Below are 24155 nucleotides of genomic sequence, written 5' to 3' on the forward strand. Positions count from 1 at the left end.
ATTATTCACCCCTCACTGTAATACGGTATATAAGTGTTGTTTCTGCTCTAATAATAGGAATATTAACATTGTTGTTTGATATTATAGTTCCATCACTTAAGCGACACTTAAAGTTTGTTAAATTTTTAATACTACTTGGTATTTTTAACTCAAGTTCAACAACATTTTCAGTTACTTGTTTATACAAAAAACTACTGATGACTTCAGTGTCATTCAGTAGTATATCGTGCATATCTGTATTCAACCTATTAGTAACTGAATTTAAATAAATACTATTAATCAATAATTGTCACCTCGTTTACTAACTCACCAAATTTTGAATTACCTAAAGACCACAAGCCTAGCTTAGTGTATCGATCATACTCTTTAATCATGGCTTTTTCATCAAATAAAATTCTATTTTCATCAGCCACCCCAATTTCACATACCATATTAGCTGGTAAATATACATTAACAGTACGATCCATTTCATTAATAATATCTGCATCTTTAGCTGGCATGTTAACCTTTACTTTGTACTCTGCTACTACAGGTTTAATTGTTACCTGTCGACCTTCGGCCATAGCACTAATTTGCTCTTCTAAAAATTTCATAGTAAACGGAGGACGAGTGCTATAACGGTTAATTATACGTAAACGTCTAAAGTCTAAACTCTCTCCCCCTAAACTATCTATCCCTAGTTCATTCTCACGTTTTTTTAGAGTTTCGGTAGAGGTAGCTACAAACTGGTTATCTAAAATCCATTTTAATGCTGTCTTTAGCTTATCTATTTCATTTCCCTCTGAATTCATTAATGCTTGAATTTCAGGAAACTGTTTATAGTAGTTTGGTAAGTATTTTAATAATTTATGAGACATTGATAGTCACCGTCCCTAATACAGGAACCTCAGTTTCACTTATAGTTAGATTAGAAGTATTACTATTTAATAATAAACTAGTGATGTCATTAATTCCTTTAATTCCTAATATGGCTGAATTAACGTAAGAAACTCTTACCGTAGTTTTACTGAAAGAAATTGATTTAAAGTATTTTTTTATTTCATTTTCTACCTCAGGTTTTACATCTGCCTCAGAATAACCCTCTGCTAGTTCTAAGGTTGTCTCTATATTAATTTGTGCTGCCGTAACTGGTTCAGCTGTAAATACATGACCTATTGGAACTAATCCATAACCTTTTCCGTTTTTATCTGGATCAAGTTCATTCTGTACTTTTTGAATTAATTCAGCACTAGGTACACCCATTAAAGTGTCAACTATTACAGCTTTTACGGTTCCAGCACCGTTCCATAAAGGAAAAATTTTTGCATCTCCAACACCATCAATTTTTAAAACCCAATCACGGTATTGATTTACATTACCACCATAAGTGGGTTCATTGATTATTCGCAAATAACGCTGATAAAGAGCATCGTCGCTTTCTTCATTTTCACCAGGTATAACAATGTCTGTTAAATTAGCTGAAACTAAATCTGGCAACTCAGTGATTGGTATTAGTTTACCTACATCTCTATTACCAATCTCACCACTTATTTCACACTCAACAATTACATTATCTTGACCTGCTGAAATATCTGCCACAATATAAGTAAGTTCATTTAAACTGTATCTGTCACCAATAGCTGGAGTGGCTCCCTCAAATACTACTTTTCGTTTTGCCTTTGTGGCAGCTAATCTATTAACTCCAAACTCTGCACAACGACGTGTTAAATAACTACCACTAGCAGTATCCGCAAAGGTTAGTTGTAAAACATTCTCTAGGTTTAAATAAGCCTCAGTTAATTCTATAGCTGCAGGTGCTAAGGCATCGTAAATAATACTGCCTTGGCGTTTATCTATATTACTAGGAACTTCATTTAACATTGATTGCAAAATAGACTCATATGTTTTATGCTCATACACTTACAATCACCTCCATATCTATATCGCCTTCAATACTTAATACTGTAAATTTAATTGGTACTTTGCCAGTTAAGTTATCGTTAAAAACAAAGTTAGTTACATCCAAAATCCTGTCATCTACTATTAGGGCATCTTTAATAATTCTTCTTAACTCTGCTTTAATATAGTCACTATTTTTTCCTACTAGGCTATTTATTTCGTGACCATAATCCCAATCGTAAATTAAAAAACGATACCTTTCTGTGTTTAGTATTTTTATAACTGTTTGACTAATAGCATGAATTCCATCTACATTGCCAACTATTCTTTTATTACTAAAATCTAGTTTATAGGTTTTGCTTGGGAATCTACTATCATCTATATTTACGCTTAATGCATTATTACTTGGTATTAAAGCCATAATCACACCACCTTATCTAATACAATATATTTTTGTCCACCTTGAATACGTAATAGAATAACTCTATCATTTACAGCTAAGGCACTCGAAACCTCTATATTACTTAAATCACTACTATTAGCTTTTGGTGGTTCGGTGTCTTTATTAATTGAATTTGAACCGTCATTATCTTCGTATTGATGGGTATGATTAAGGTTTAGACTTTTTGATTGTAATCTATGAGTTAGTATTAAGAAATCTTTGTCTATAATGAATCTCTGATCAACTTTTATTTGTAAAGGATTAGCATCTATTACTAAACCAAACATCACAGCAATACCTTGCTGTGATTCAGAAACATTCGTGTTTATTGTTTTTATCATGTTAACTAATTTACTTGCACTCATTTATATCACCTTCAAAGTTAAACTCATAGTATGTTGTCCACCATTAAAATTATGGCTACAATCATCTGTTATTAATAGTTGCTTTCTATTAAGATCTTTTATGTTAATATATATGGCATTACCAGCTCTAATTCGTAAGTCTCCTACAGCGTCTAGTTGTAAGCTTAGAGCTGATCTATTTTTATTTGATAATAGTTGTTTTGCTCTCTCTTGAATTTGAGCTTCATTTAACTTTTCTGAAACCTTTTCGTAGTACTGTAGAGTTCCCCAACTTATAATATTTGATTTATCTTGAACAATATAGGCCTCTCTTTTACCGGTTTTTTCGTTATCTTTAACTAGTTTTATTTTATTAAAGCTATCTTTATCTATATTTTGCTCATAGTTATAACCTGTCATTAAAGAGCTATCTCCTATAATAACTGGTAGTCTCATATCTTCAATATCTCGTAAAACTAACTTGCCAAAATCATCGTAAAAAACAAATAATTTTCCGGTATTAATTAAGGTTAAATCAAGGGCTTTATAAATAATATCTATTAGAGATTGGCTATCTTCAACCATAGCAGGAATTAAGTACTTAGTGTTAGCTAAATTACCAACTTTAAGTTGAAAATCTGATGTTATTCTTTTTATTATTTGATCAGCTCTTTTTGCCTTAAACACATATGTTTCTTTATTTAAAAGATATCTCACTTGGTCATAAGCTGTTATAGAGGCCTTATTATCTTGATTGTACTGTATACTAAAAATGTACCCATAAAAAATATTTTTATTATTGTACTTAAACCTTATAATACTCCCGTTTTCAAGCAAACTAATATTTTCACTTATCATTGAAAAAGTTAGGGTACTTGCTTTGCCAACTCGAAGTGTTTGCCATTTTATATCTTCAACAATATTTGAGATATTATATACCTTGCCGCTTTTGGAGTTTTGTAAATAAAGCTCTATCATCCTCTTACATCTCCATCTGGTAACTTTATAACTTGACCGGCATAGATATCCGTATAGCTATAAATATTGTTTTCTTTTTGAATATTTTTAGCCTTGTTACCATCGTTTAGCTCTTTTTTAGCAATAGAAAATAATGTATCTCCTTTTTTGGCAATGTATTTTTTGGCTACTTCTTTGGTTTGAGTTCTTTTTTTAGCTTTATTCTTTATTACTACTTTACTAGATTTTTTACTAGAAATTACCGAAACCTCTTGAGCACTAAACTCACGATATTCTTTGATATTCATTTTATAAAAAATATCGCCTGGTTGGCCTGCTTTTTCCTCAAACTCAAACTGTTCAAGTAAACATAAAATATTAATTGGAGTAGCACTACCACATATTACTATTCTTAATATTTTTTTTGCTGTTTTCCATTGCAATAGCTTTTCTACATAGTATTTTGGCTCGAAATGAGACTCTGCTGTTACATATGGGCCAGCATACTTTGGGAAAAAGCTTTCTATACTAAGAGATAATAGCTTTCTGTCTTCAGGAACTATTATTTCGCCAAAGTTTACGATATTATGTGTTTTACTGTTACCATCATGAGATATAGGTAAGCTTTTAGGTAAAACAGGTAGCTCGATAACTTCGGAGTTATCTTTTAACCCTATATACATACGATAGGTCATACAGCATACACCCCTCTCGCTGAATTAGCTATCTCTTTTTCAAGAGCACTTGTTATTACACCTAATAACTTATTAGCGTCAGCATTTTCATTTATTGTTGTACTGCCAAAGCTTACTGTTGGAGTAAGTGTTACAAAGTTCTTAATAGCTTCTCGTTCTGCAACATCACGCATAAGCTTAATATCTTCATCAGCAATATTAACATCGTTATTAATTTTTCCAACCTCTTCTACTACTTTAATATGTTTGTCAGCATTATTAGTAGCGTTTAGCCCAGTTGTTGATGCAAGGTCATCTATTTTTTTGGTTTTTTTATTAATACCAAGCCATCTACCAAACTTGGCAACAAGATCAGCAAAAAAATTAACTAAATGTAGTATTATAGTAGCTACTGACATAATAAACTTACCTACAATTATTAAAATTTTCATTATAACAGAAACTATTGGAATAATATATGCCAAAGATTCTTTTAGTGTTTTTAAGAAAAGCTGAAATACAGGGCCCTCCAATAATTGAATTACATCATCTAAGATTGGTTTTATGGGTGCCAATAAATCTGTACCAAAGGTAGACTTTAGACTTCGCAAAGAGTTTTGGATTATTTGCACCTTACCCAAAGTGGTATCTTCCATATCAGTTAGAAATCTATCAGTATAGCCCAATTCTGTTAGCACCTTATCTAAACCTTGCACCACACCATCAACATTACCAGCATTAGCTAAATCTGCTAAGCCAGCTGAGTTAATTGATTCTTCTGATATACCACTACTAATTAAAGCCGAAAAGTCTCCACTTAAGGCACTCTTAAAAGCATTTGCTACGCTAGATACATCACTTGAGCTAGCCATAGCTAATCTCTCTGACATAGCTAAAACCTTTTCCATATTATTACCAGCATTAGCTGAGCCACTAAGCTTAGGGGCTAGGCTTTCTCCTGCCTTCATAAAATCTTCTAGCTCAAAAGTAGAGTGAAATGCAGACTTATAGATTGATTCAACAATTTCATTTTCCTTATTTCCGGATTTATATCTTATTAGTTTTTCAGCTTTTTGAGTTTTAGCAGCAGGTAAAAGTACTGCATTCCAGATTTTTTTACCTAACTCAAATACTGACTTTGCAACTGCTACTACTTTGCTAAATTTAGAAAGCACATTTGCTGCAGATCCTATTACAGATTTTCCAGTATTAAATATTCTTGAAACAAAATTACCTACAGGTCCAATAGAATTACCTGGTCTGTGATATCTATTAATTGATACTTTACCAAGTGCTTTTTTCTCTGTTGCTTTTACTTTTTCTTTAATTTTACTAATAGAATCACTTATAGATTGCCTAATAACAGATTCCACATCTAATGAAAAGTTATAATTATTTGTTATATTATTAGTTATATTTTCAGTAGTGTTATATGTTTTATTAATGTTTTTCTCAATCTGACCACTTAATTTAAGGCTTAAGGATAGTTTATTATTGATGTTACGTATGAATTTATCAAACTTATTTATAGTACCAATATTAGAGTCTAAAATATCTCTATTCATTCTATCACCGCCTACTGCGAATTTTCATCGCTCTTATTTTTTCTGCCCTTAAATACTCATCTATGCTTGCCATAATAAAGGCTTGTTCAGCACGTGATAAGTTCATAAACTGACTAGGCAGTATTTTGAGTTTGTGGAGGGCGTAATGGCAATAATTTGCCATGCCATCGCCCTCCTTGATTAGTTTTTTGCTTGTTCCTTTAAATTTTCTAAATCACTATAACCAGAGATATCTAGTATCTGCTCAGCTAAAACAGCTATTTCACCAGGAAGCAATACTTTTTTAATATATTCCTCTGAAGTACGACACCCTAACTCACTTAAGCTTTTGCTATCACTAAAGTTAGGGTTTACAGTTCCGGCAACTGCAACTAAACGCAAGTAGCGAGAGTTGTTTAATTTAGTACCACTCTTACTACGTTTTGTACAGCGCTGTAAAACATCTTCTGCTTCATTTTCGGTTAATGCTTTTATAGTGAATTCAGCAGGTTTGTCATCAATTACTATTCTTTCAGATATAACAATATTTTTAGTTTCATTAAGATCACGAGCATTTAAAAACTGTTGTAAATTCATAATTATTTGCTTACCTCATTAAATTGGTCTAAAATCTCTAAATCTTCAAAAGTAAATGGTACTTCTTCTTCTAAGTAACCAGCATCTCCATCTAGCTTTGCCATAATAACTGAATCTGGTAAGCAGTTCTTAAGTACTATAGTTTGTTTACCAGAGCTACTTGCTGGGTCTTCATTTTTAATTTGAATATCAAAATAAGGTACTGAACCTTTTTTAATATAGTCTTTAACCATGTTACGAAAATAACTTGTCATATAATAAATTGTCATTGAGCCAGAGCCTGTCCAGCCAGCAATTTTTTTGCCTGTACCACGATTACCAATTAACATAATATCTTCTTTTGTTAATTCCACTGTAGCTTCAATATTACGAAGTTCAGCTAGCTCTCTGACATTGCCTTCTTTAACTACAAATGCAATGCCTTCTTTACCACTAACAACATCATTAGCTTTAATAATTGCCATATTACTTCACCTCAACTGCAATATAAATTTTTTCAATACTGTCTACAGGTTGAACAGCAACATTAACAACTACTGCATCAGTAGCTTCTCCTGCAACAACCTCAATATCTGCACTTGTATCTAAGTTTTGAATTGCACCTTTGTTTTGCAAGCTTTGTAGGTACTTAATAATTTCACTTCTTAATAAGTTTCTGCCATCATCGTTATTACTAACTTTACCAATAAAGTAAGCTTCACCAATTTGAATTAGAGTATTATTAATTGTATCTAAGACTCTAATGACACGATTCTTTTTAAATACATCACCTTTTGTTAACGTAAATGTAGTTAAACTGTTAATATCATATTCAACACGTGCTCCATTACTGGTAGATGTAAATAGAAATTTACCAGCCTCAATAAAGCCTTCAATCTGACTATTAGTGTACTTAACATCAACATCTACAGCATTATCATAGTAACTATAGGTTAATGACTCGGTGCTTAATGAGGCAGCTGTTGCACCTGCAACCCAAGCTACTGCTTTTGTAGCAGGTACTATGGTGTTATTACTTAGTACAACGCCATTTTGCACCTCAATAACGCCTTCATAATCCGCACCACCAGAGGTATATGCTTCTACTACTAATTGACGTTTTAGCCCCTCTTCATCTCTTAAACGAGTAATGTAAGTTTTATAGGTTTCTTTAATAGCTGTATCAGCAATGTTATATAAACCCATAACATTCCATTGATAGGTTTCCATTGTTGTTCTGTATGTTTCATGGTCTGCTGTAGTAGCTGTTGCAGATACACCACCTGCTAATTTAACAGTTGTTCCTGTTACAACTAAATCTGCTGTGGAAGTACCAGCAAATGAAACCCAAACATTCTCTTTTAAATCTTCAATTTTTTCTACTTGATCTTGCTCCAAAACAATATGAGTACCTAAGAATAATGTAAATTTCTTTTTAGTATCACTTGTTTCAATTGTAAAAGATAAATCATTACCTTTAGTACCTGTATACAATGCTGTAACAGTCAGTTCATTACTTGTAGCAGTAGCCTTTACTCCTTCAGCAACACCATTTAATCGATAAACATACAGTTTTGAAGCTCTTTTTAAAGCTTCACTAACTGCAGTGATGTTTTGTTTCTCATCACCAAATAATGCTAAAAAATCACTTGAGTTCATGTCATTAGTTACTTCAAGAACTCGCTGTTCTGGACCCCACTCAAGGTTTAAAGGCATTGTTACCTCACCACGTTGATCCTTGTTCTTAATACCAGCAAGTTGTGAAAACTTAACATAAACTCCTGGTCGAACTGCACTTTGTTGTACATAGTTCTGTCCCATTACTTCACGCTCCTTAAATAAATTTAATATATAAATCAAAGCCTTTAGGCTTGATTCGCATAATTAAGCAATCTACTAAAGATAAAACGTTACCTCATAGATTACCAATATAAAAAAACTCGCTATATGCGAGTTTTACAACTAAATTAGCTTAGTTTTATTTTTTTGCTTAAGTTATTAATTAGCGCTACCTCTTCAATAACATTAAAATAAGGAATTTTTATTGAAAATGTGTATTTTAGATTGCTTTCATATGTAGAGCTTTGATTGTTACTATAAAAGCTGTCATTCCCTATTTTCATAATCTGAAATTTATTATCCAAATTATTTGCAATGTCATAGTAGCTTAATTGGTTTGTGCTAGCTTGTTTACATTCAATCTGAATTTTAATGGTAATAATACCTCTACGTCCTAATTTTTTATCTCTTTTGCATTCTGTTATTTTAATAATAAAGGCAGGCTCAGTTATTTCAGCAGCTTCCATAGTATATATATTAAAAGTTGGATATAACTCTTTTAATATTTCTTTAACTCTTTCAATAATATTATTTATCATAATTTACCTCCTAATTTTTATAAAAGTAAAGCCCCAGACCTTTATGTTTGGTCTGAGGCTATTTATTTACATTAACATAGTATCATCATATTTATAGAAAAACAATGAACTAAATGTGAAGTTCATTCTAAACACATTACTAACACTAATATTTATTAGATTTGCCAACTTGGTAATTTATTTATGTAATTAAGTAGTCTCTTATATTTATCTATTTCATTAGTTAAATTCGCTTTATTAGCTACAACTATATTGTATTCAATGGTAGTTGCCCCTAATGCTATTGCGATAACTGAATATAGGTAATTATTAAAAGCACTTTTATAACCTACATAAGTATTATCTCGACACTTACAGCTTTGTTTAAGCTTTTTTAGATTTTTAAAGCTAATACCACTTTTTACATCTTGAGCTGTTTCATAATAAATAAAAGTGATTTTTATATTGCTACTATACATTGATATAAGCTTGTTTATATTACCTAAGCTCTCACTGCCTATTGGTATTATTACTGATGTTTTTAGATTCGAAGCCTCTGTTAATAGCTTATTACTACAACTACCTTTCGACATCTTAATTATAGGAGAATTTACTTTTGAACATAACGGAAGTGAATCTAAATTATCTACTTCAGTTATGTACTTTATATTTTCATTCTCGAATTTTAAGTCTTTTATACTATTCATTATTTTTATATTATTTATTAGAATAGTATTAAGTTTTATGTTTGAAAAAGTCTTAATTAAATAATCAATTTCATTATTTGTACAAGTATCTTGGATATCAATATTTGTTATAACCTCAATATTACAAACCATATTCCTAGCTCCCTTTTGTTTAAATAATTTTTCAAACACTATGTAATTTATCTTAAAATCATTCAAATTACATAGTTTTTTTACCCCCTTTTTTTAATTTAAAGACTCTATTTAAGTTGTCTCTCACTGCCTCGAACGACATCATTTTATCACTATTTTTTAGGTATATGGCGTAGTAAACATTAATAACACAGTTAATTTTATATTATTTTAAAAAAATACCCTTTAGATTCATAGGAAACTAAGGATACTTTTAGATAATATGATATTAACATGCTTTTTAAGGTTATTCAATGAACAATAAATGAACTAATATTATACTGGTAACCCAAAAATAGATCGAGCGACTTTCTCAACTCCTCTACTCGAGAGTTTCTTGACCCATCTCTCACTAAAGAATAATCTGTCCGCTACTTTTGTCCATGAAAGTCCTAACACATACCTATTATAAACCGATTGATATTCAACATCGTCCAAAGTTAATAAAGCTGCCTTAATTATTTTTACCCGAATTTTGGTAATTTTTAACCGTTCTGCAATTTCAGCTCTTTCAATTGCTACAGCCGAAGATATATCTGAGTTTTTAGTTGTAGGAACAGATACGGCTTTGTATTGAACAGCTCGCATACCATCTGTATTGTTATACAGCTCCTCTAAAGACTTAATAGCCTGCTCAAGTTGTAACAACTCTCTTAACCATTTTTTTGTTATTTTAATAGCCTTATCTATCCGCTCTTCTTTTGTTAAAAATCCTGTCAAGCCACTCACCTCAATTTAGTAAATCTTAAAAATACGTGTATTACTTAACTCAATAAATTTTTCATATATATTAGGATATTTCTTTTTAAATTCTAAGTAGTTAAAGCTTGAACTTAATTCATTTGACCATTCTATTTTACGATTCCATACATAAGCACTGGTAGCCTGTCCTAACATTAGCTTTAATTTTTGCTCTATTACTCTTAGCTCTACTTCTAGTTTGTTTTTTTCTTTAACTAATTCATCATAAACTTTAAGTAACTCATAACAATTTGGTAAATTTCTATGGTCATTATCTCTTGCTATGGGAAATAAATTATTAATTAGCTGGCTTGTTTCTGCTTTTCCATCTGGATAAGGTAGTCTTTTATTTTTTACACAATTCCAAAAGCTATTGCACTTTATCAATAAATTATCTCTTATCTGTTGTGATTGATTAATTTTTATGATATCTATAATCTTATTGTTTGTAACTATTGCAAAATAGCAAAAGCTTAAGCCACTAACAAGCATTTTGTACTGCAATTGCAATAGTAGACTAGCTGATAAAATATCTTCATTACTGGTAAAGTGTTTAACCTCTTTATACTCAAAAAAAGCATCTTCTGCTACTACCACTCTATTAATAAGGCTATGTAACCATGGATATTTACGGTGTTGAATTATGCTATATACACCTTTTGTTTTTTTGCCTGTTTTTAAGGCAAATAGGTGTGCTATTCTTCTATTTTTATGAATTCTATCGGTAGATAGTAATAAGTTATTGTGAATAAAAATATTATTATTACCTAATTTTTCATTATAAACAGACTTAGTACCTTTCCATGGATGTAATCCACATATTGCTACAACATCGTTATCTAGTAAACTAGCTTTAATTATTTTAACTAAATTTATTTCGCAATTATTTTTTAAATTGCATATTTTTTTCCTTTCATAATTAACCTCCTCTATATGTGCTAATTAAGCACATTAAAAAACAAAAAAATATAGTATAAATAAACAAATAAAGTAATATTTAAAACCTAAATTATGTAAAAAGTGCTTTTATAGCACTATTGTACTAATCAATTCTTTTAAAGTCAAGGGTCAATGTGTTAAATTTAAACATTTTCTTGCACTGATATTTCATTTTCGTTATAATAATAAGGAGGAGTGTTGTATATGAGCACATTATCTGTTAGATTGAAGCAGGCTCGTAAACATGCTAAATTAACACAAAATGAAGTATCCCTTAAAACTAGCATTAATCGAGCAACATTGGCAAATTGGGAAGTTGGTAGAACAGAACCCGACACAAACACCTTAAGTAGATTAGCTGACTTGTATAACGTTTCTCTTGACTATTTGTTTGGAAAAACTAACGAGTTGTATTCTTATGAAAATGCTAATAGCAATAGCAAACAGCAAATTACTGATATGCTAAAAAACGATGATCAAGAACTCCTAGAATTTTGGAATACTCTTAAAGAAAGAGAAGATTTATTTTTGTTGTTTAAACAAGTACGTGGCTTAGATAAAGATGATATTAAACGGGTAATACGAATAATTAAAGCTATTGAAGACGAAGAGGAAGCTGGCAATAGGCATGACTAAAATAATAGATAGTACTATTTTTAAACAACTTATGAGTGAGCCTGAATCTGCCCAAGAAATTTTACGATTACACAATATTATTACAAGAATAGCCCCGCTAGGTAAAAACTTAGCGGGTATGGTATATCGGTCGACAAATGGAACCTACTACATAATTGCTAATCAAATATTAGAACAAGCTGAGCAAAGATTTGTTTTTTTTCATGAACTAGCTCATATTATATTAGATGCACCTAAAAGCACTTATTTACTAAGTATTAAACATACTCAAGCTGAACTAGTTGCAGATAATGAGGCTGTAACTGCTTATGAGTTATCTGCACGTCAATATAATAATTATTAACTACATAAAATAATACATATTTTAAGCCTAGCTCATTTGAACTAGGCTTGTTTTGATTATTAATAAAATAAAAAGAACTCTAAAGGAACACTAAAGATAAACTTTATTCTTTAGGTATATAGTCCTTTATCTTCTTCTTCATCTTGTGAAATAAGGTCTTGTACAATCATCATTGTGCTTGGCCTTTTTGGGTCAAACAAGTATTTAACCATTACATAAAATGTAGCCAAGACTTGTCCAATTATACTCACTATATATACTTTTAGAAATTCATCTGAATATTGTAAATAATTTAGTCCTCTTGCAAATGTTATTATAGCAAAAAATATAAGTTCAGCTATAATAATGCGAATAGTCCATTTAGCTATGCTTTTCTTTAGATTTAGCTCTTCTCTGGACTCTTGAATAGCACTTGTTAAAGCTTTATTTGTATGAACTTTACTAAATGTTTGTTTATCTAGTTCTTTAGGATCTTTTGCATTATCTACAGGTATGTTATCAAAGTCAATTTTAACTGCAGTATGAGTAGTTTTGCTATTAAGCTCGCTAGACACTTCGTATCAACCCCAATACATCTAATCTTATTTGCATTGCAGATATGGAAACATCATATTTATTAGCTAAAGATTCTACTATAGTCCTATCATAAATATCACATAAGCCTAAAATATTGTTAGGACTAGCTGAAAAGACCCGATAATCATAAGATATTTTATGCTCATCCATTAATAAAGCGGAAGCAAATATATTAGCTTCTCTCTCTATTCGGGTATGTTCATTACCCCTGTACATATCAACCATTTCCTGAATATTTTTATTTCTCATGTGTAAAAGATAATGGCCAATTTCATGTGCCACAGTAAAACGCTGTCTTTGCCTATTATCATTAGTGTTTACATAAATAGTAGGTGGAAATTGTTTAGTTGTTATTGCCCCAAATATGTTATTGTTATTAAAGCAAGCAAACAAAACTCTTAAACCAATTGATTCGGCTAAAGCTACTATTTGTAAAGGGATTTGATTTGCAAAACCATATGTAGTTAGGATAGAACTTGCAGCTGTTTCTATATCATCTTTAATGTTTACCATTTTGCTCCTCCCTTTCTTTTATTATAGTATAATAAAGTCAATTTGTAAATTTATAGAAATATAAAAACATATACACTTTTGCTTAATTACCGATTTAAGAGATTTTCCACATATTTTTAGTGTTAATTAAGTCTTTTTATGTAAAAAGAACAGGGCATATTTTTACACACCCTGTTCTTCTTTCTGTTTTTTAAGTTTTTACCATACTAAAATCTGAATTTATATGTATTTTTATTAATGACCAATAATATTAAAATTATGTTAGGGTTAATAATCTTATTAATATACCCATCTTATCTCTCGTTCTATCTCTTCATTATTTTGATTAATTGTAATATTTACAAGCTCACCAACTTTGTTATATATTTTGTTAGCTTTAAAAATAACTATTGGCCTTGAAAACTCACTTACATATTCAACTTGAGATATAGTGGATTCTTTAATATTAAAAACAAAAAACAAAACCTCCTTGTAATCCACTTTTGTGCCTTTTAGACTTACTATATTAACATCATAACCTTTTTTATAATACTCTCCACCACAAAATGCTACATAACTAACTTCATTTTTCTTATTACCGTGTTCAAAGAAGTATACCATTCTCTGTAAACCTTCGTCTTCATCTATTTGCTTTAAGTCTTTATATACCTGAGGTGAAATATCTTGAGTTTTTATAACTTTGGTAAAGGCAGGGGTATTAAGATAATAATTTACTCCTAATAAAACACAAAATACAAAAAAAGCAGTAAAAAATATTAACAATTTATAGTTCTTAATTTTAAAGTTATTTGCCATAGAGTACCTCTTACTGAGTCATTAAAATATATAATATTATTTTTCAATAAATGCAAATATTTGTGTTGCAAACTTTCTATAAGCAATACTATCATATGTACTATCAATCATTAGTGGATGGTATTGCAAAAATGATTAATTAATATTCACATCAAGATAACAAACATTACCTCTAAAAAACAGTACACAATTTTTATTATTTAGCTTAAAAGATACTTTTGAAGAATCAATATATATTTCCTTGTCTACATAATAAACTTCCATTTTTTCTACCCAATCTTGAGATAAATAAACTTTAATATCATACAACAATTCTACTTTATGTTTCACTAGTCTCCTAGCTGAACATAACTGATATTCAAACCTATACGAGTTTACTAAATCTTGTATTTTATCTTTATCATTATAGATAACTTCTTTATCATTTTTATTGTCATATACAACTATGGCTTCAATCTTATCGGTATTCGTAAAAAAATTGTAAATATCTATTAAATTATTTTTATATCTTCTCTCAATTATAAATGTAAAGATTAAAATAATAATCAACAAAAAAAGCGTTAAATTAACTAACATTTCTTTTTTCTTAGACATCTGCATATAACCCTATTAATATACCCATCTTAAATCTCGTTCTATCTCTTCACCTTTTTGATTAACTGTATACCTTACTAGTTCTCCACCCTGATAATAGATTTTTTTAGCTTTAAAAACAACTATTGGACTTGAAAATTCTTCTAAATATTTAACATCGGTTATATCTGATTCTTTAATTCCAAAGGCAAATTTTAAAACACTATTTCTACCTATATCAATCACTTTAGAATCTTTAAGACTAATAATATCAACATCATAGCCATTTTTATACTTATTACCACCACAAAAAACTACATAACTTACTTCATCTTTATTGTTTCCGTGAACATAAAAGTATACCTTTCTCTGGAGACCTGTTTCATTATCTATTCTTTTTAAATCTTCATAAACTTGACTATTAATGTCCTTAACATCAATTACTTTACTAAAAGCTGGACTATTAATTTTATGATTTATATATATTAGTGTACTAAACATAATAAGTACTGATAGTGATATTATTAAAAATCTGTGATTACTAATTATAAGACTTCTTAATGACATAAATACCTCGCTTCAATTGATTTTTTTCTATTATATCACTAAAATGGATAGTACTATTAAAATTATTTAAATTTCAACAATAGCATTAATTACTTTAGGGTTGAAATATGGGTTTGTTGATTAGTGAGTTTCTTCTAGTCCTAAGCTTCAATTAAAAGCAAAACCACCAAATTAATGGTGGTTTTTATAAATTAATATTTTATTTATCTCTAATACTCAAAACTCAATATCTCTTCTACAACCTTAAGCCTTAGCTCTTCAATCTTATCAAAATCCATGTGAGGAACATAACTTGCTTCTAAGATATCGTGATTTACCTTGGCCATAGCTATAAATGATGCCCCTTTTTCTATGCTTTTATTTAATAGTTTAGCTAATTCTTCACGCTCACTTTCTACCTCACCTAATAAATCGAAGTTAGTAAAGCGTTTCATTTCTAGGATTATGTCGTTTGTTTCTGGCTGATAAGTATGGTAGCTATTGCTGGTTATAACCATTAAATTGAGTGCTGGCACTAATAAATGTTCTATTTTATTGGGGTGTAAAGCACAATGGAATGCTGTATAATCTATACCACGCATTTGTAGCTCATTAATCATTTGATTTACAAGCATATTTTGACCCATTGCAATTTGCTCATTTATTACTATTCTATTGCTAACTTTTTCAGCTATAATAGGTAAGGCATTTACACAACCTTTAGGGGTAATCGCACTAGCAAACAGGTTTCTTACTTTACTTACATTCATTTGCACCTTAACATCATTAAATACTTTAGCTAGTATTTTGTTTACATGTCTTCTTAAAGTTACTATGTCAATTGCCTCAAAATCTGCATAATAAGCATTAAGGGTATGCCAATATACTGATGCTACCTTAAAGTAATCGTATGCTCTTCTAAAGCAGCGTTTGTAAGCAAATGTGGCACAGAAAATATCTTCTCTGTTTTTACGCATGGCTTTTTCGTTCCAGTAGTCACCCATATGCAGTATTGTGTCTACAGCCCCAGGGTTTTTAGGATCGACTACGTGCGGTGATGTTCCATCTAACATTGCTACTCGTAGTTTAGGTATAACTAATCCGTCTAGTGAGTTATTATCTGAGGAACAGTAATGTAGCTCTACATCGTAACCTTTTGCCATTAGATCTGAGGCAATTTTTTTCATAAAGGTTGATTTACCTGTTCCTGGTCCCCCTTTAATTACATAGATTTTATTTGCTTCATGTTCATTAATAATATAGTCGTAAAAAGAGTAAAATCCGAGTGATGTGTTTCCACCTGGATATAATTTAATCATACTACCGTCCACTATAAAACCTCCCATTTATTACTCTTTAAAAATATATGCAAAAACTAAGAATATGTGCTGTTTATTGATAATAATTATCAATAAACAGCTTTTTTTACAGCTATCTTAAGTTATATGTGCTTTATGTTTAAGTAATGCCTAATTTTTTTATTTTTTTTATATTGTTTTTTATTTTAATTTAATGCTTAATTTACATTTTATTACATAACTTTATTTTACTTTTTGATGTATAATCTTTATTAGAATTAGAGATTTAGATACTTAGAGATGGGTGGAGGATGAAAATGCAGTTTATAGCTATAGATTTTGAAACAGCTACTAGTAACTATACTAGTGCTTGTTCGTTAGGGCTTGCTATTGTTGCTAATGGAAAAATTGTTGATAATGTATCGTGGTTAATAAAGCCTGAGCCGTTTGAGTTTGCTGAAAGAAATATGTTAATACATGGTATAAAACCAGCAGATGTTTTTGATGCTCCAACATTTTCTGAAATTTGGCCAGAGGTTTATTTATATTTACAAGACAGTATATTAGTAGCTCATAGCGCCTCTTTTGACATGAGTGTTTTAAGGAGCAGTTTACAAACACATGGCATAACACCGCCACCTTTTAAATATGCTTGTTCTTTAAAAGTATCTCGTAAAGTATGGCCCAAACTTGAACGACATAAACTTAATTATGTAGCTAATTTTTTAAAGCTCGATTTTACTCACCATGATGCTAAAGAAGACGCTTATGCATCTGCTTATATACTGATTGAGGCAGCTAAAGCACTGCATGTTAAGAGCTTAGATGAGCTTTATAAAACTATTGGTCATAAATATGGCACACTTAAACCAAAAAAGTAAGGAATAGATTATATGGATTTGTATAATTATAATAAGCGAGCTTGGGACGCTAGTGTAGAGAGAAAAGATTACTTTACTCTGCCTGCTACCCCGGCTGAAATAGAAGATGCCCGTAATGGCTATATCCCTTTAACCATAACAGGTAATAGAATCATACCCAAAAGTTGGTTAGCTGATATTGCTGGCAAGCAAGTTTTATGTTTGGCAGCCGGTGGAGGTTTACAGGCTCCAATTATGGCAGCTGCAGGTGCTATTGTTACTGTTTTTGATAGCTCCCCTTTGCAATTAGCTCAAGATGCTGAAATTGCCCGTAAACATGATTTACAAATTAAAATTGTTGAGGGTGATATGAAAGACCTTAGTTGTTTTAACGATAAGTATTTTGACTACATAATACATCCTGTTGCCAACGTATTTATTGATAATGTAAGACCTCTATGGCTTGAGGCCTATAGGGTGTTAAAAAAGGGTGGGGTTATGATAGCAGGCATAGCCAATCCTATTTTATATATTTTTGACCAAGAGCAGTTAGATAAGGGGCGTTTTATTGTTAGAAATAAATTGCCTTATTCCGACTTGCGAGATTTACCACCTAAAAGGTTACAGTATTATAAAAAGAAAAATATTCCCCTTGAGTTTGGTCATACACTTGAGCAACAACTAGGTGGTGTATGTGATGTTGGTTTTGTTATAGCTAATTTATTCGAGGATGATTTTGACGGTGAAGATTTAATGGATGATTATTTAAAGTCCTTAATTGTGTTTAGAGCGCTTAAACTCTAATTTAGGTGCTTTATAATTACCCTTTGTATGTTTATTCGCATAGGCACTCGCTGTATAACTATCTGGTTTGATGGTCGGTTTAAAGGGAGTTGCTTTAACAATTGATATCATTTCACTAATAAGGCTTCTTGTTGCTCCTTTTTTACCTATATCTAAATGAAACTCAAAATTAATATCTCCCTTAATACTTGTTATAAAAGGGGTTAGTAATGCTTGCATTACTTCAGCTGTAAACATATTAGCTAGCTCTAGGGTGGCAATTGTTTCTCGATATATTTTTTCTCTAAGGCTATTAAAGTTTCTGTTAATTTTTTGATTTGTAATAAAACCTATTGCGCCTTTACCAATTCTGTGTACGTGAATTGCAGTTACTAAAAGCGACTTATTCATACGTGATTGAGAGTCTGATCCTATTGATAATTTGTAGTGATACTCAGGGGCTTCATTAATAAACTTTATTATTTTTGAAATTACTTGTTTAAAGCTTTGGTTACTAGTATTAATGCTACTAAATCTTTTTTTATAATTATTTATATTCTGAGCTTCCACAGTATCACCTTTCCTTTACCATATTTTAATTATCCCCTTATGGTTTAACTAGAATACATTTAAGTTTATGAGTGATGTGTTTTAAATATATCATATTTTTGTACATGTTATGGTATATAAGAAATATCCAAATACCCAGTTTCTAAATTATCTTTAACTACAGCGTTAACATTAAAGACTTCTTTAAACATTTCCTGTGTTAATACATCTTTTGTTTTACCTATATTATACACCTTTCCTTTTTTCATGATAATTAAATAGTCACAATAAAATGCAGCTATGTTTAGGTCATGTATGGCTGAAAAAACTGTTATATTGAGTGTTTTTACTAAATTCATTATTTGTAGTTTGTAGTATATATCTAAATGATTTGTAGGCTCATCTAAAATTAGTATTCTAGCTTTTTGAGCTAATGAACGTGCAATTAATACTCTCTGTTTTTCTCCACCAGACAGTGTTAAAAATTTTCTATCTTTATAGTCATACATACCAACCTGTTGTAAAGCATTATTAACTATTTCTTCATCTGCTTTGCTATCTGGTTCTAATAATTTTTTATGGGGCGAACGACCCATAAAAACCATTTCTTTTACTAAAAAATCAAATGCCCCTGATGACTCTTGTCCTAAAACAGACATAACTTTAGCAGATTGTTTATAACTCATACTATGAAGTGAAACATTATTTAGCAAGATATCTCCTTTATTCGGATTATACAATCTGTAAATATTTTTTAGCAAAGTACTTTTACCACTACCATTAGGACCCACTAGTCCTACAAAAGCTCCTTTATTTATGCAAAAACTAACGTCATCTACAATTAGATGTTCATTAATTGAGTAGCTTAAATTTTCCACCTGTAATTTCATGTTAAAAATCCTTTTCTTTGCTGTTACGTAATAGATATATAAAAAACGGACCACCACACAATGAAGTAAGAATACCTATGGGTATTTCACGAGGGGCTAATAAAATTCTGGCTAATACATCCATCCACATTAAAAATAGAGCCCCTAATAAGAAGCTGATAGGTGTTACTCGTTTATGATTAGTGTTAAACATCATACGAGTCATATGAGGAATAACTAAACCAATAAAACCAATTGACCCACTTACAGCAACAAGTGTTCCGGCTATAACTGAAACTATAATTAATAGTCTTTTTCTGGTTTTATGAACATTAATGCCTAATACTATTGCTGATTCATCCCCTAAACTTAAAGCATTGAGTACTCTTGAGAGGATATATATTAAAGCTGTTCCTGCAATAACTACTATTATAGGTACAATAATAACCTGCCATCTGGCATATCCTAAACCACCCATCATCCAAAACATTGCCGTTCTAATCGACTCACTTTGAGGAGCCAACATAACAACAAAATTAGTTAAGGCAGATAACACCATAGATACCGCTATACCAGATAATAATAAGCGGGTTGATGACGTTCTACCTCTTACTATGGACATAGAATAGACTAAAATCAATGATAAAAATGCTCCTATAAAAGCACCTATTGTTAAGCTATAGGTACCAAAAAAATTCAAACCCAATATAATTATAATTGTGGCTGCAGTAGATGCCCCCGATGAAACTCCAAGTATATAGGGATTAGCTAGGGGGCTTCTTGTAAGAGCTTGTATTGCTACTCCACAAACTGCAAGTCCACCACCTACTGCTATAGCTAAAAGTACACGTGGTAGCCTTAAATTCCAAACTATATGTACTCTACCCAACTTTATTTCTGGAGGTATCGGTTTCATAAATATTTTACTAGTTATTATTTTAATTGTTTCATTCGCAGGTAAGGGTACAGATCCTAGTATAATACATAGTGGTATAGATATTATTATAAGTACAATTAAAATTGTAATAATTAATGATAATTTAGTATTCTTAAACATAACTCTATCTTCCTTCATTTATTATCTTATTAAACATTTGTGAGCTATCCATTAATTCGGTTAAGGTTCCCTGATTGTCAAGGCATCCATTGTTTAAAACAATAATTTTATCACATAATTTAATAGTTGATAATTTATGAGCTATAATAATTGTTGTTTTATTTTTCATTAAATCTTCTAAACTAGCATTGATTTTTTCTTCATTAATGGAATCTAAATTAGAAGAAGACTCATCTAGTATAAGTATTGAGCTGTTTTTCATAAAAGTTCTGGCAATTGATATTCTTTGTTTTTCACCGCCCGAAAGCTTAGCACCACGTTCACCAACTTCTGTGTCATAACCCTCAGGTAAATTTATTATAAAATCATGAATAGAGGCTTTTTTTGCCGAGTTATATACTTCTGTATCACTATAGTCATGCAAAAGCTTAATATTTTCAGTTATACTCCTGCTAAATAAATAAACATCTTGAGATACCAAAGAGATATTTTTTCTAATACTATCACCAGAAATAGTGGCTATATCTTTACCACCAATCAAAATTTCACCTTTATCTGGCTGCCAAAATTTCATTAGTAATTTACTACAGGTACTTTTACCAGCACCCGAAGAGCCTACAATGGCAATCTTCTCACCCGCATTAATCTTAAAGGAAACATTATTAAGTGCATTTCTTTTTGCATTTGGGTATTTAAAATATACATTTTTAAACTCTATAGTTGGTTCTAAAGCAGCTGTTAGTAGTTGGCCATTATCATTTACATAGGGTTTTGCTTCAAGAATATCGTAAACCCTTTTAGCTGCTGAAAAAATCATTCCGAATTGTGATGACATACTCATTATCTCAGAGATAGGTGCAAAAATAGCACCAGATAACACCACAGCCACCATATACCATTCTATTGTAATTAAATTGCTCTTATAAAGGTAGGCAGAAACCAATACAACCGATAACATAGCCATAGACATAAAGACTTTTATTAACAAAGATTCTGTACCTTTTCTGGTACAGTATTGAATATTTGCTTTTTCATAATCTGTTGCCACAAGCTTAAATTTATTTATGTAATTTTTTTGCCAATTATAAGATATAATATCTTTTAATCCTTGAATTCCATCTATAACTACTGCTATTATGGTGGAATTTTTTTCTCTTACTTTAGCGCCCTGCTCATTGGCCTGTTTCTTAAATATACGAGGAATACTAACCACTGCTATAATCCAAGGAACTATCACAGCTGCAATAAGCGGATTTATATTGTAAAGTACCACAAAAGTAGTACCTGGAATGATAATAGCCAATAAGAATACCCCTACTACATGGGCATAAAACCACTCTAGTAGCTCTACATCATTCATAGCTGTATTTATTAATTTACCAGTTCTTTTTGTTGATAAATATGAGGGTGACAGCCTTGCTATTGCTTCATATAACATAACCCTAAATTTTGATAAAATTTTATAGGCTATATCATGCGATATTATGCAATCAAGGTAGCTAAATAATCCTCTTAATGCGGCCAAAACTATAATAAAAGCTACTAGGTATATTTCTATTTTACCACCTGCAAAAACGTGGCCAACCATATAGGCTGTTAGTCCACTAGTTACAATTGGTAGTACTCTAAATACTCCCCCACAAAATAGGTATAATATCATTTGCCAAATAAATTCTTTAATATATGTTAATAATTTTATAACATAATACAACCTACTACTTGTTTTCATAGTTTATACTCTCTTTTATATTCATTAATTGGTTATATAATTCGCTATTTTTAAGTAGCTCATTATGACTACCTTGAGTATTTATAACTCCATTTTTTAATATTGCAATATTATCAGCAAAGTTAATGGTTTGTAATCTGTGACTTATAATTAAGATAATTTTACTTTTTGCTAACTCTTTAAGAGTTTTTTGAATAATAATTTCATTTTCTCCATCTAAAGCTGATGATGGTTCATCCAAAATAATTACAGGAGAATCTCTTAATAAACATCTTGCTAAAGAAATTCTTTGTTTTTGTCCACCAGATAATGTCATTCCTCTTTCACCCACAAAAGAGTTATACTGCTGCGGTAAACTCATAATATAATCATGTATATTAACTCTTTTAGCAGCCTGCACAACTTCTGCTATTGTGGCGCTAGGTTTTCCTACCATAATATTTTCTAAAATAGTTCCATAAAACATATAAGGATCTTGCCACATTACAGAAATACTGTTTCGATAAGATTCTTTTTCAAAATCTGTTATAGCTATGTTATTTATTAATACCTCACCACATTGTGTAGTAATAAACCCTAAAATAAGATTAACAATTGTGGATTTACCTTCGCCAGATTTACCAACAATGGCGGTTATTGATCCTGATTTTAAACTCAGGTTAATATTTTTTAAGACCTGCTTATCATTACCATAAGAAAATGAGATGTTTTTTAATTGAATGCTTTCTACCTGGCTTAATGATTTTTTATTATTAAAGATATTCATTTTTTCTTGTACATTTAATATTTCTAATAAAAAGTTTGAGGCAGACACACCCCTAAAACCTAAATGCCAGGTATTTATTAGGGTATAAATTGGTGAAAAACAGCTAGAAACTAAAAACAAAATTATAAATAGGTATTCACTACTTATAATGCTTTTTCCAGCCAAATAGGCTGCTACAGCAATTGCCAAGCTTGCTCCTATTGCTGCTGAAAACTGTAAAAATCCAGATTCAACTTGTGATACCGCTAAGTGTTTCATAGTACCACGATGAATGTCATATGATTTCTTTTTCACCTCTTTTTTGATATTTTCAGTAGCGTTAAAGGATTTAATTGTTTCCATTCCCTGAAAAACATCAAGTAAGTATGCAGATAGCTCCGAAAACATTTTCCAATCATCAGTTCCTCTTTTTTTCATTAGCTTCATCCAAAAATTTGGTAACAGTAATACTCCTAAATTATTAGCAATAAAGATCCCAAAACTGTTGCTATTAAGTGTGGCAGGTAGGTAGCAAAATAAGGAGCTAATGCCTCTACATAGGAGCTCAAAACTGTTGCTACATGTCCTGTTTTACCATCATCAAAATAAGAAGGTCCAATAGCATAAATTTTATTAAACAGCTTTACTCTCAAGTTAGTTTTTACTATTGAACCCACTTTAGCATCGTAATAATTATCTAGTTTAGTTAATAAGGCATTTAATATAATTAATAAAAATATACCTAAAATATAATATGCAGTTTTTTGGTAAGTAATATTATCGTTAAAAAATGAGTTGAGAAAAAAAGCTATTCCTAAAAACTGACCTGCGTTTACTAACCACATAAAAAACTGTAACAAAGTTTTTTTAGCAATATAGTAATAACTACCCGATACTAAATACAGCATTTTTATATTTATTAACATGTTTCACCTCTATTAAATCAGCTTTAG

Annotated in this window: 31 protein-coding genes and 1 pseudogene; 4 read left to right on the plus strand and 28 right to left on the minus strand. The window is 30.6% G+C overall.

What is annotated here, in order from left to right:
• Position 1: 1 nt before the first annotated feature.
• The 16 genes from IMX26_RS10580 to IMX26_RS10655 all read right to left on the minus strand — a co-directional run bounded on the left by IMX26_RS10580 (position 2) and on the right by IMX26_RS10655 (position 10988).
• On the minus strand, positions 2-283 hold the full coding sequence (locus IMX26_RS10580) for a hypothetical protein (RefSeq protein ID WP_195158354.1): 282 nt from the start codon (positions 281-283) through the stop codon (positions 2-4).
• Entirely contained in the window at positions 276-857 is a 582-nt protein-coding gene (locus IMX26_RS10585; RefSeq protein WP_195158355.1) for a putative phage tail protein, read from the minus strand. Before IMX26_RS10585 ends, IMX26_RS10580 begins: the two co-directional genes overlap by 8 nt.
• Complete coding sequence (locus IMX26_RS10590) at positions 847-1899, minus strand: baseplate J/gp47 family protein (RefSeq protein ID WP_195158356.1); 1053 nt, start codon at positions 1897-1899, stop codon at positions 847-849. Before IMX26_RS10590 ends, IMX26_RS10585 begins: the two co-directional genes overlap by 11 nt.
• Positions 1892-2299 carry a DUF2634 domain-containing protein gene (locus IMX26_RS10595; RefSeq protein WP_195158357.1) on the minus strand — a complete coding sequence of 136 codons (408 nt, stop codon included), beginning with the start codon at positions 2297-2299 and terminating at the stop codon, positions 1892-1894. The genes IMX26_RS10590 and IMX26_RS10595 overlap by 8 nt, the downstream gene beginning before the upstream one ends.
• A 2-nt stretch (positions 2300-2301) precedes the next feature.
• The gene (locus IMX26_RS10600) at positions 2302-2685 is read right to left on the minus strand and encodes a DUF2577 domain-containing protein (protein ID WP_195158358.1); all 384 of its coding nucleotides are present in this window, start codon (positions 2683-2685) and stop codon (positions 2302-2304) included.
• Positions 2686-3642 (minus strand): hypothetical protein, encoded by a 957-nt coding sequence (locus IMX26_RS10605; RefSeq protein ID WP_195158359.1) that lies wholly within the window; start codon positions 3640-3642, stop codon positions 2686-2688.
• Positions 3639-4316: a LysM peptidoglycan-binding domain-containing protein gene (locus tag IMX26_RS10610; protein WP_195158360.1), complete on the minus strand. Its 678-nt coding sequence runs from the start codon at positions 4314-4316 to the stop codon at positions 3639-3641. Before IMX26_RS10610 ends, IMX26_RS10605 begins: the two co-directional genes overlap by 4 nt.
• Positions 4313-5860 carry a hypothetical protein gene (locus IMX26_RS10615; RefSeq protein WP_195158361.1) on the minus strand — a complete coding sequence of 516 codons (1548 nt, stop codon included), beginning with the start codon at positions 5858-5860 and terminating at the stop codon, positions 4313-4315. Before IMX26_RS10615 ends, IMX26_RS10610 begins: the two co-directional genes overlap by 4 nt.
• Before the next feature lie 4 nt (positions 5861-5864).
• A complete protein-coding gene (locus IMX26_RS10620; RefSeq protein WP_195158362.1) occupies positions 5865-6023 on the minus strand; it encodes a hypothetical protein in 159 nt (52 codons plus the stop codon).
• A 17-nt stretch (positions 6024-6040) separates the two neighbouring features.
• Positions 6041-6436: an XkdN-like protein gene (locus IMX26_RS10625; RefSeq protein ID WP_195158363.1), complete on the minus strand. Its 396-nt coding sequence runs from the start codon at positions 6434-6436 to the stop codon at positions 6041-6043.
• Positions 6437-6438: 2 nt separating this feature from the next.
• On the minus strand, positions 6439-6900 hold the full coding sequence (locus tag IMX26_RS10630) for a phage tail tube protein (RefSeq protein WP_195158364.1): 462 nt from the start codon (positions 6898-6900) through the stop codon (positions 6439-6441).
• A 1-nt stretch (position 6901) separates the two neighbouring features.
• Positions 6902-8236 carry a phage tail sheath family protein gene (locus tag IMX26_RS10635; protein ID WP_195158365.1) on the minus strand — a complete coding sequence of 445 codons (1335 nt, stop codon included), beginning with the start codon at positions 8234-8236 and terminating at the stop codon, positions 6902-6904.
• A gap of 146 nt (positions 8237-8382) precedes the next feature.
• A complete protein-coding gene (locus tag IMX26_RS10640; protein WP_195158366.1) occupies positions 8383-8793 on the minus strand; it encodes a DUF6838 family protein in 411 nt (136 codons plus the stop codon).
• Between the two features lie 155 nt (positions 8794-8948).
• Complete coding sequence (locus tag IMX26_RS10645; protein WP_195158367.1) at positions 8949-9611, minus strand: N-acetylneuraminate synthase family protein; 663 nt, start codon at positions 9609-9611, stop codon at positions 8949-8951.
• A 315-nt stretch (positions 9612-9926) separates the two neighbouring features.
• Positions 9927-10370 carry a sigma-70 family RNA polymerase sigma factor gene (locus tag IMX26_RS10650; protein ID WP_195158368.1) on the minus strand — a complete coding sequence of 148 codons (444 nt, stop codon included), beginning with the start codon at positions 10368-10370 and terminating at the stop codon, positions 9927-9929.
• 15 nt (positions 10371-10385) lie between these two features.
• Positions 10386-10988: a hypothetical protein gene (locus tag IMX26_RS10655; RefSeq protein WP_195158369.1), complete on the minus strand. Its 603-nt coding sequence runs from the start codon at positions 10986-10988 to the stop codon at positions 10386-10388.
• A 546-nt stretch (positions 10989-11534) separates the two neighbouring features.
• Here IMX26_RS10655 and IMX26_RS10660 point away from each other — a divergent pair.
• Positions 11535-11966, plus strand: a complete 432-nt coding sequence (locus IMX26_RS10660; RefSeq protein ID WP_195158370.1) for a helix-turn-helix transcriptional regulator — start codon at positions 11535-11537, stop codon at positions 11964-11966.
• Complete coding sequence (locus IMX26_RS10665) at positions 11959-12309, plus strand: ImmA/IrrE family metallo-endopeptidase (RefSeq protein ID WP_195158371.1); 351 nt, start codon at positions 11959-11961, stop codon at positions 12307-12309. Before IMX26_RS10660 ends, IMX26_RS10665 begins: the two co-directional genes overlap by 8 nt.
• 110 nt (positions 12310-12419) lie before the next feature.
• On the opposite strand, the gene IMX26_RS10670 is transcribed toward IMX26_RS10665, so the two are convergent.
• From IMX26_RS10670 to IMX26_RS10695, 6 genes are all read right to left on the minus strand, one after another.
• A complete protein-coding gene (locus IMX26_RS10670; RefSeq protein WP_195158372.1) occupies positions 12420-12863 on the minus strand; it encodes a hypothetical protein in 444 nt (147 codons plus the stop codon).
• Entirely contained in the window at positions 12856-13398 is a 543-nt protein-coding gene (locus IMX26_RS10675; RefSeq protein WP_195158373.1) for an ImmA/IrrE family metallo-endopeptidase, read from the minus strand. Before IMX26_RS10675 ends, IMX26_RS10670 begins: the two co-directional genes overlap by 8 nt.
• 279 nt (positions 13399-13677) lie before the next feature.
• A complete protein-coding gene (locus tag IMX26_RS10680) occupies positions 13678-14193 on the minus strand; it encodes a hypothetical protein (RefSeq protein ID WP_195158374.1) in 516 nt (171 codons plus the stop codon).
• A 135-nt stretch (positions 14194-14328) separates the two neighbouring features.
• Positions 14329-14787, minus strand: coding sequence for a hypothetical protein (locus IMX26_RS10685; RefSeq protein WP_195158375.1), 459 nt, complete (start codon positions 14785-14787; stop codon positions 14329-14331).
• Positions 14788-14802: 15 nt separating this feature from the next.
• Positions 14803-15333 (minus strand): hypothetical protein, encoded by a 531-nt coding sequence (locus tag IMX26_RS10690; RefSeq protein ID WP_195158376.1) that lies wholly within the window; start codon positions 15331-15333, stop codon positions 14803-14805.
• A 209-nt stretch (positions 15334-15542) separates the two neighbouring features.
• Positions 15543-16643, minus strand: coding sequence for a hypothetical protein (locus tag IMX26_RS10695; RefSeq protein WP_207729277.1), 1101 nt, complete (start codon positions 16641-16643; stop codon positions 15543-15545).
• A 284-nt stretch (positions 16644-16927) separates the two neighbouring features.
• On the opposite strand from IMX26_RS10695, the gene IMX26_RS10700 reads away from it, so the two are divergent.
• Both IMX26_RS10700 and IMX26_RS10705 read left to right on the plus strand, forming a co-directional pair.
• On the plus strand, positions 16928-17491 hold the full coding sequence (locus IMX26_RS10700) for a 3'-5' exonuclease (protein WP_195158378.1): 564 nt from the start codon (positions 16928-16930) through the stop codon (positions 17489-17491).
• A 12-nt stretch (positions 17492-17503) separates the two neighbouring features.
• Complete coding sequence (locus IMX26_RS10705; protein ID WP_195158379.1) at positions 17504-18274, plus strand: class I SAM-dependent methyltransferase; 771 nt, start codon at positions 17504-17506, stop codon at positions 18272-18274.
• Here IMX26_RS10705 and IMX26_RS10710 read toward each other — a convergent pair.
• The 6 genes and pseudogenes from IMX26_RS10710 to IMX26_RS18300 all read right to left on the minus strand — a co-directional run bounded on the left by IMX26_RS10710 (position 18245) and on the right by IMX26_RS18300 (position 24128).
• Positions 18245-18823, minus strand: a complete 579-nt coding sequence (locus IMX26_RS10710) for a ribonuclease H-like YkuK family protein (protein ID WP_195158380.1) — start codon at positions 18821-18823, stop codon at positions 18245-18247. The two genes, IMX26_RS10705 and IMX26_RS10710, sit on opposite strands and share 30 nt — an antisense overlap.
• Before the next feature lie 107 nt (positions 18824-18930).
• Complete coding sequence (locus IMX26_RS10715; protein WP_195158381.1) at positions 18931-19692, minus strand: ABC transporter ATP-binding protein; 762 nt, start codon at positions 19690-19692, stop codon at positions 18931-18933.
• A gap of 1 nt (position 19693) precedes the next feature.
• Complete coding sequence (locus IMX26_RS10720) at positions 19694-20728, minus strand: iron ABC transporter permease (RefSeq protein ID WP_195158382.1); 1035 nt, start codon at positions 20726-20728, stop codon at positions 19694-19696.
• A 4-nt stretch (positions 20729-20732) separates the two neighbouring features.
• Positions 20733-22457: an ABC transporter ATP-binding protein gene (locus IMX26_RS10725; RefSeq protein ID WP_195158383.1), complete on the minus strand. Its 1725-nt coding sequence runs from the start codon at positions 22455-22457 to the stop codon at positions 20733-20735.
• Positions 22444-23223: an ATP-binding cassette domain-containing protein gene (locus IMX26_RS18295; protein WP_243259355.1), complete on the minus strand. Its 780-nt coding sequence runs from the start codon at positions 23221-23223 to the stop codon at positions 22444-22446. Before IMX26_RS18295 ends, IMX26_RS10725 begins: the two co-directional genes overlap by 14 nt.
• Positions 23224-23366: 143 nt before the next feature.
• Positions 23367-24128: pseudogene (locus IMX26_RS18300) on the minus strand (ABC transporter transmembrane domain-containing protein).
• Positions 24129-24155: the final 27 nt, after the last annotated feature.

Origin of the sequence: Clostridium sp. 'deep sea' (assembly GCF_014931565.1) — a bacterium.
Classification (GTDB): Bacteria; Bacillota; UBA994; order PWPR01; family PWPR01.

Coding starts and splice junctions, on each gene's coding strand:
- IMX26_RS10585 (WP_195158355.1), bottom strand. CDS start 857: ATGTCTCATAAATTATTAAAATACTTACCAAACTACTATAAACAGTTT.
- IMX26_RS10595 (WP_195158357.1), bottom strand. CDS start 2,299: ATGGCTTTAATACCAAGTAATAATGCATTAAGCGTAAATATAGATGAT.
- IMX26_RS10600 (WP_195158358.1), bottom strand. CDS start 2,685: ATGAGTGCAAGTAAATTAGTTAACATGATAAAAACAATAAACACGAAT.
- IMX26_RS10605 (WP_195158359.1), bottom strand. CDS start 3,642: ATGATAGAGCTTTATTTACAAAACTCCAAAAGCGGCAAGGTATATAAT.
- IMX26_RS10610 (WP_195158360.1), bottom strand. CDS start 4,316: ATGACCTATCGTATGTATATAGGGTTAAAAGATAACTCCGAAGTTATC.
- IMX26_RS10615 (WP_195158361.1), bottom strand. CDS start 5,860: ATGAATAGAGATATTTTAGACTCTAATATTGGTACTATAAATAAGTTT.
- IMX26_RS10620 (WP_195158362.1), bottom strand. CDS start 6,023: ATGGCAAATTATTGCCATTACGCCCTCCACAAACTCAAAATACTGCCT.
- IMX26_RS10625 (WP_195158363.1), bottom strand. CDS start 6,436: ATGAATTTACAACAGTTTTTAAATGCTCGTGATCTTAATGAAACTAAA.
- IMX26_RS10630 (WP_195158364.1), bottom strand. CDS start 6,900: ATGGCAATTATTAAAGCTAATGATGTTGTTAGTGGTAAAGAAGGCATT.
- IMX26_RS10635 (WP_195158365.1), bottom strand. CDS start 8,236: ATGGGACAGAACTATGTACAACAAAGTGCAGTTCGACCAGGAGTTTAT.
- IMX26_RS10640 (WP_195158366.1), bottom strand. CDS start 8,793: ATGATAAATAATATTATTGAAAGAGTTAAAGAAATATTAAAAGAGTTA.
- IMX26_RS10645 (WP_195158367.1), bottom strand. CDS start 9,611: ATGGTTTGTAATATTGAGGTTATAACAAATATTGATATCCAAGATACT.
- IMX26_RS10660 (WP_195158370.1), top strand. CDS start 11,535: ATGAGCACATTATCTGTTAGATTGAAGCAGGCTCGTAAACATGCTAAA.
- IMX26_RS10665 (WP_195158371.1), top strand. CDS start 11,959: ATGACTAAAATAATAGATAGTACTATTTTTAAACAACTTATGAGTGAG.
- IMX26_RS10675 (WP_195158373.1), bottom strand. CDS start 13,398: ATGGTAAACATTAAAGATGATATAGAAACAGCTGCAAGTTCTATCCTA.
- IMX26_RS10680 (WP_195158374.1), bottom strand. CDS start 14,193: ATGGCAAATAACTTTAAAATTAAGAACTATAAATTGTTAATATTTTTT.
- IMX26_RS10685 (WP_195158375.1), bottom strand. CDS start 14,787: ATGTCTAAGAAAAAAGAAATGTTAGTTAATTTAACGCTTTTTTTGTTG.
- IMX26_RS10690 (WP_195158376.1), bottom strand. CDS start 15,333: ATGTCATTAAGAAGTCTTATAATTAGTAATCACAGATTTTTAATAATA.
- IMX26_RS10700 (WP_195158378.1), top strand. CDS start 16,928: ATGCAGTTTATAGCTATAGATTTTGAAACAGCTACTAGTAACTATACT.
- IMX26_RS10705 (WP_195158379.1), top strand. CDS start 17,504: ATGGATTTGTATAATTATAATAAGCGAGCTTGGGACGCTAGTGTAGAG.
- IMX26_RS10715 (WP_195158381.1), bottom strand. CDS start 19,692: ATGAAATTACAGGTGGAAAATTTAAGCTACTCAATTAATGAACATCTA.
- IMX26_RS10720 (WP_195158382.1), bottom strand. CDS start 20,728: ATGTTTAAGAATACTAAATTATCATTAATTATTACAATTTTAATTGTA.
- IMX26_RS10725 (WP_195158383.1), bottom strand. CDS start 22,457: ATGAAAACAAGTAGTAGGTTGTATTATGTTATAAAATTATTAACATAT.
- IMX26_RS18295 (WP_243259355.1), bottom strand. CDS start 23,223: ATGAATATCTTTAATAATAAAAAATCATTAAGCCAGGTAGAAAGCATT.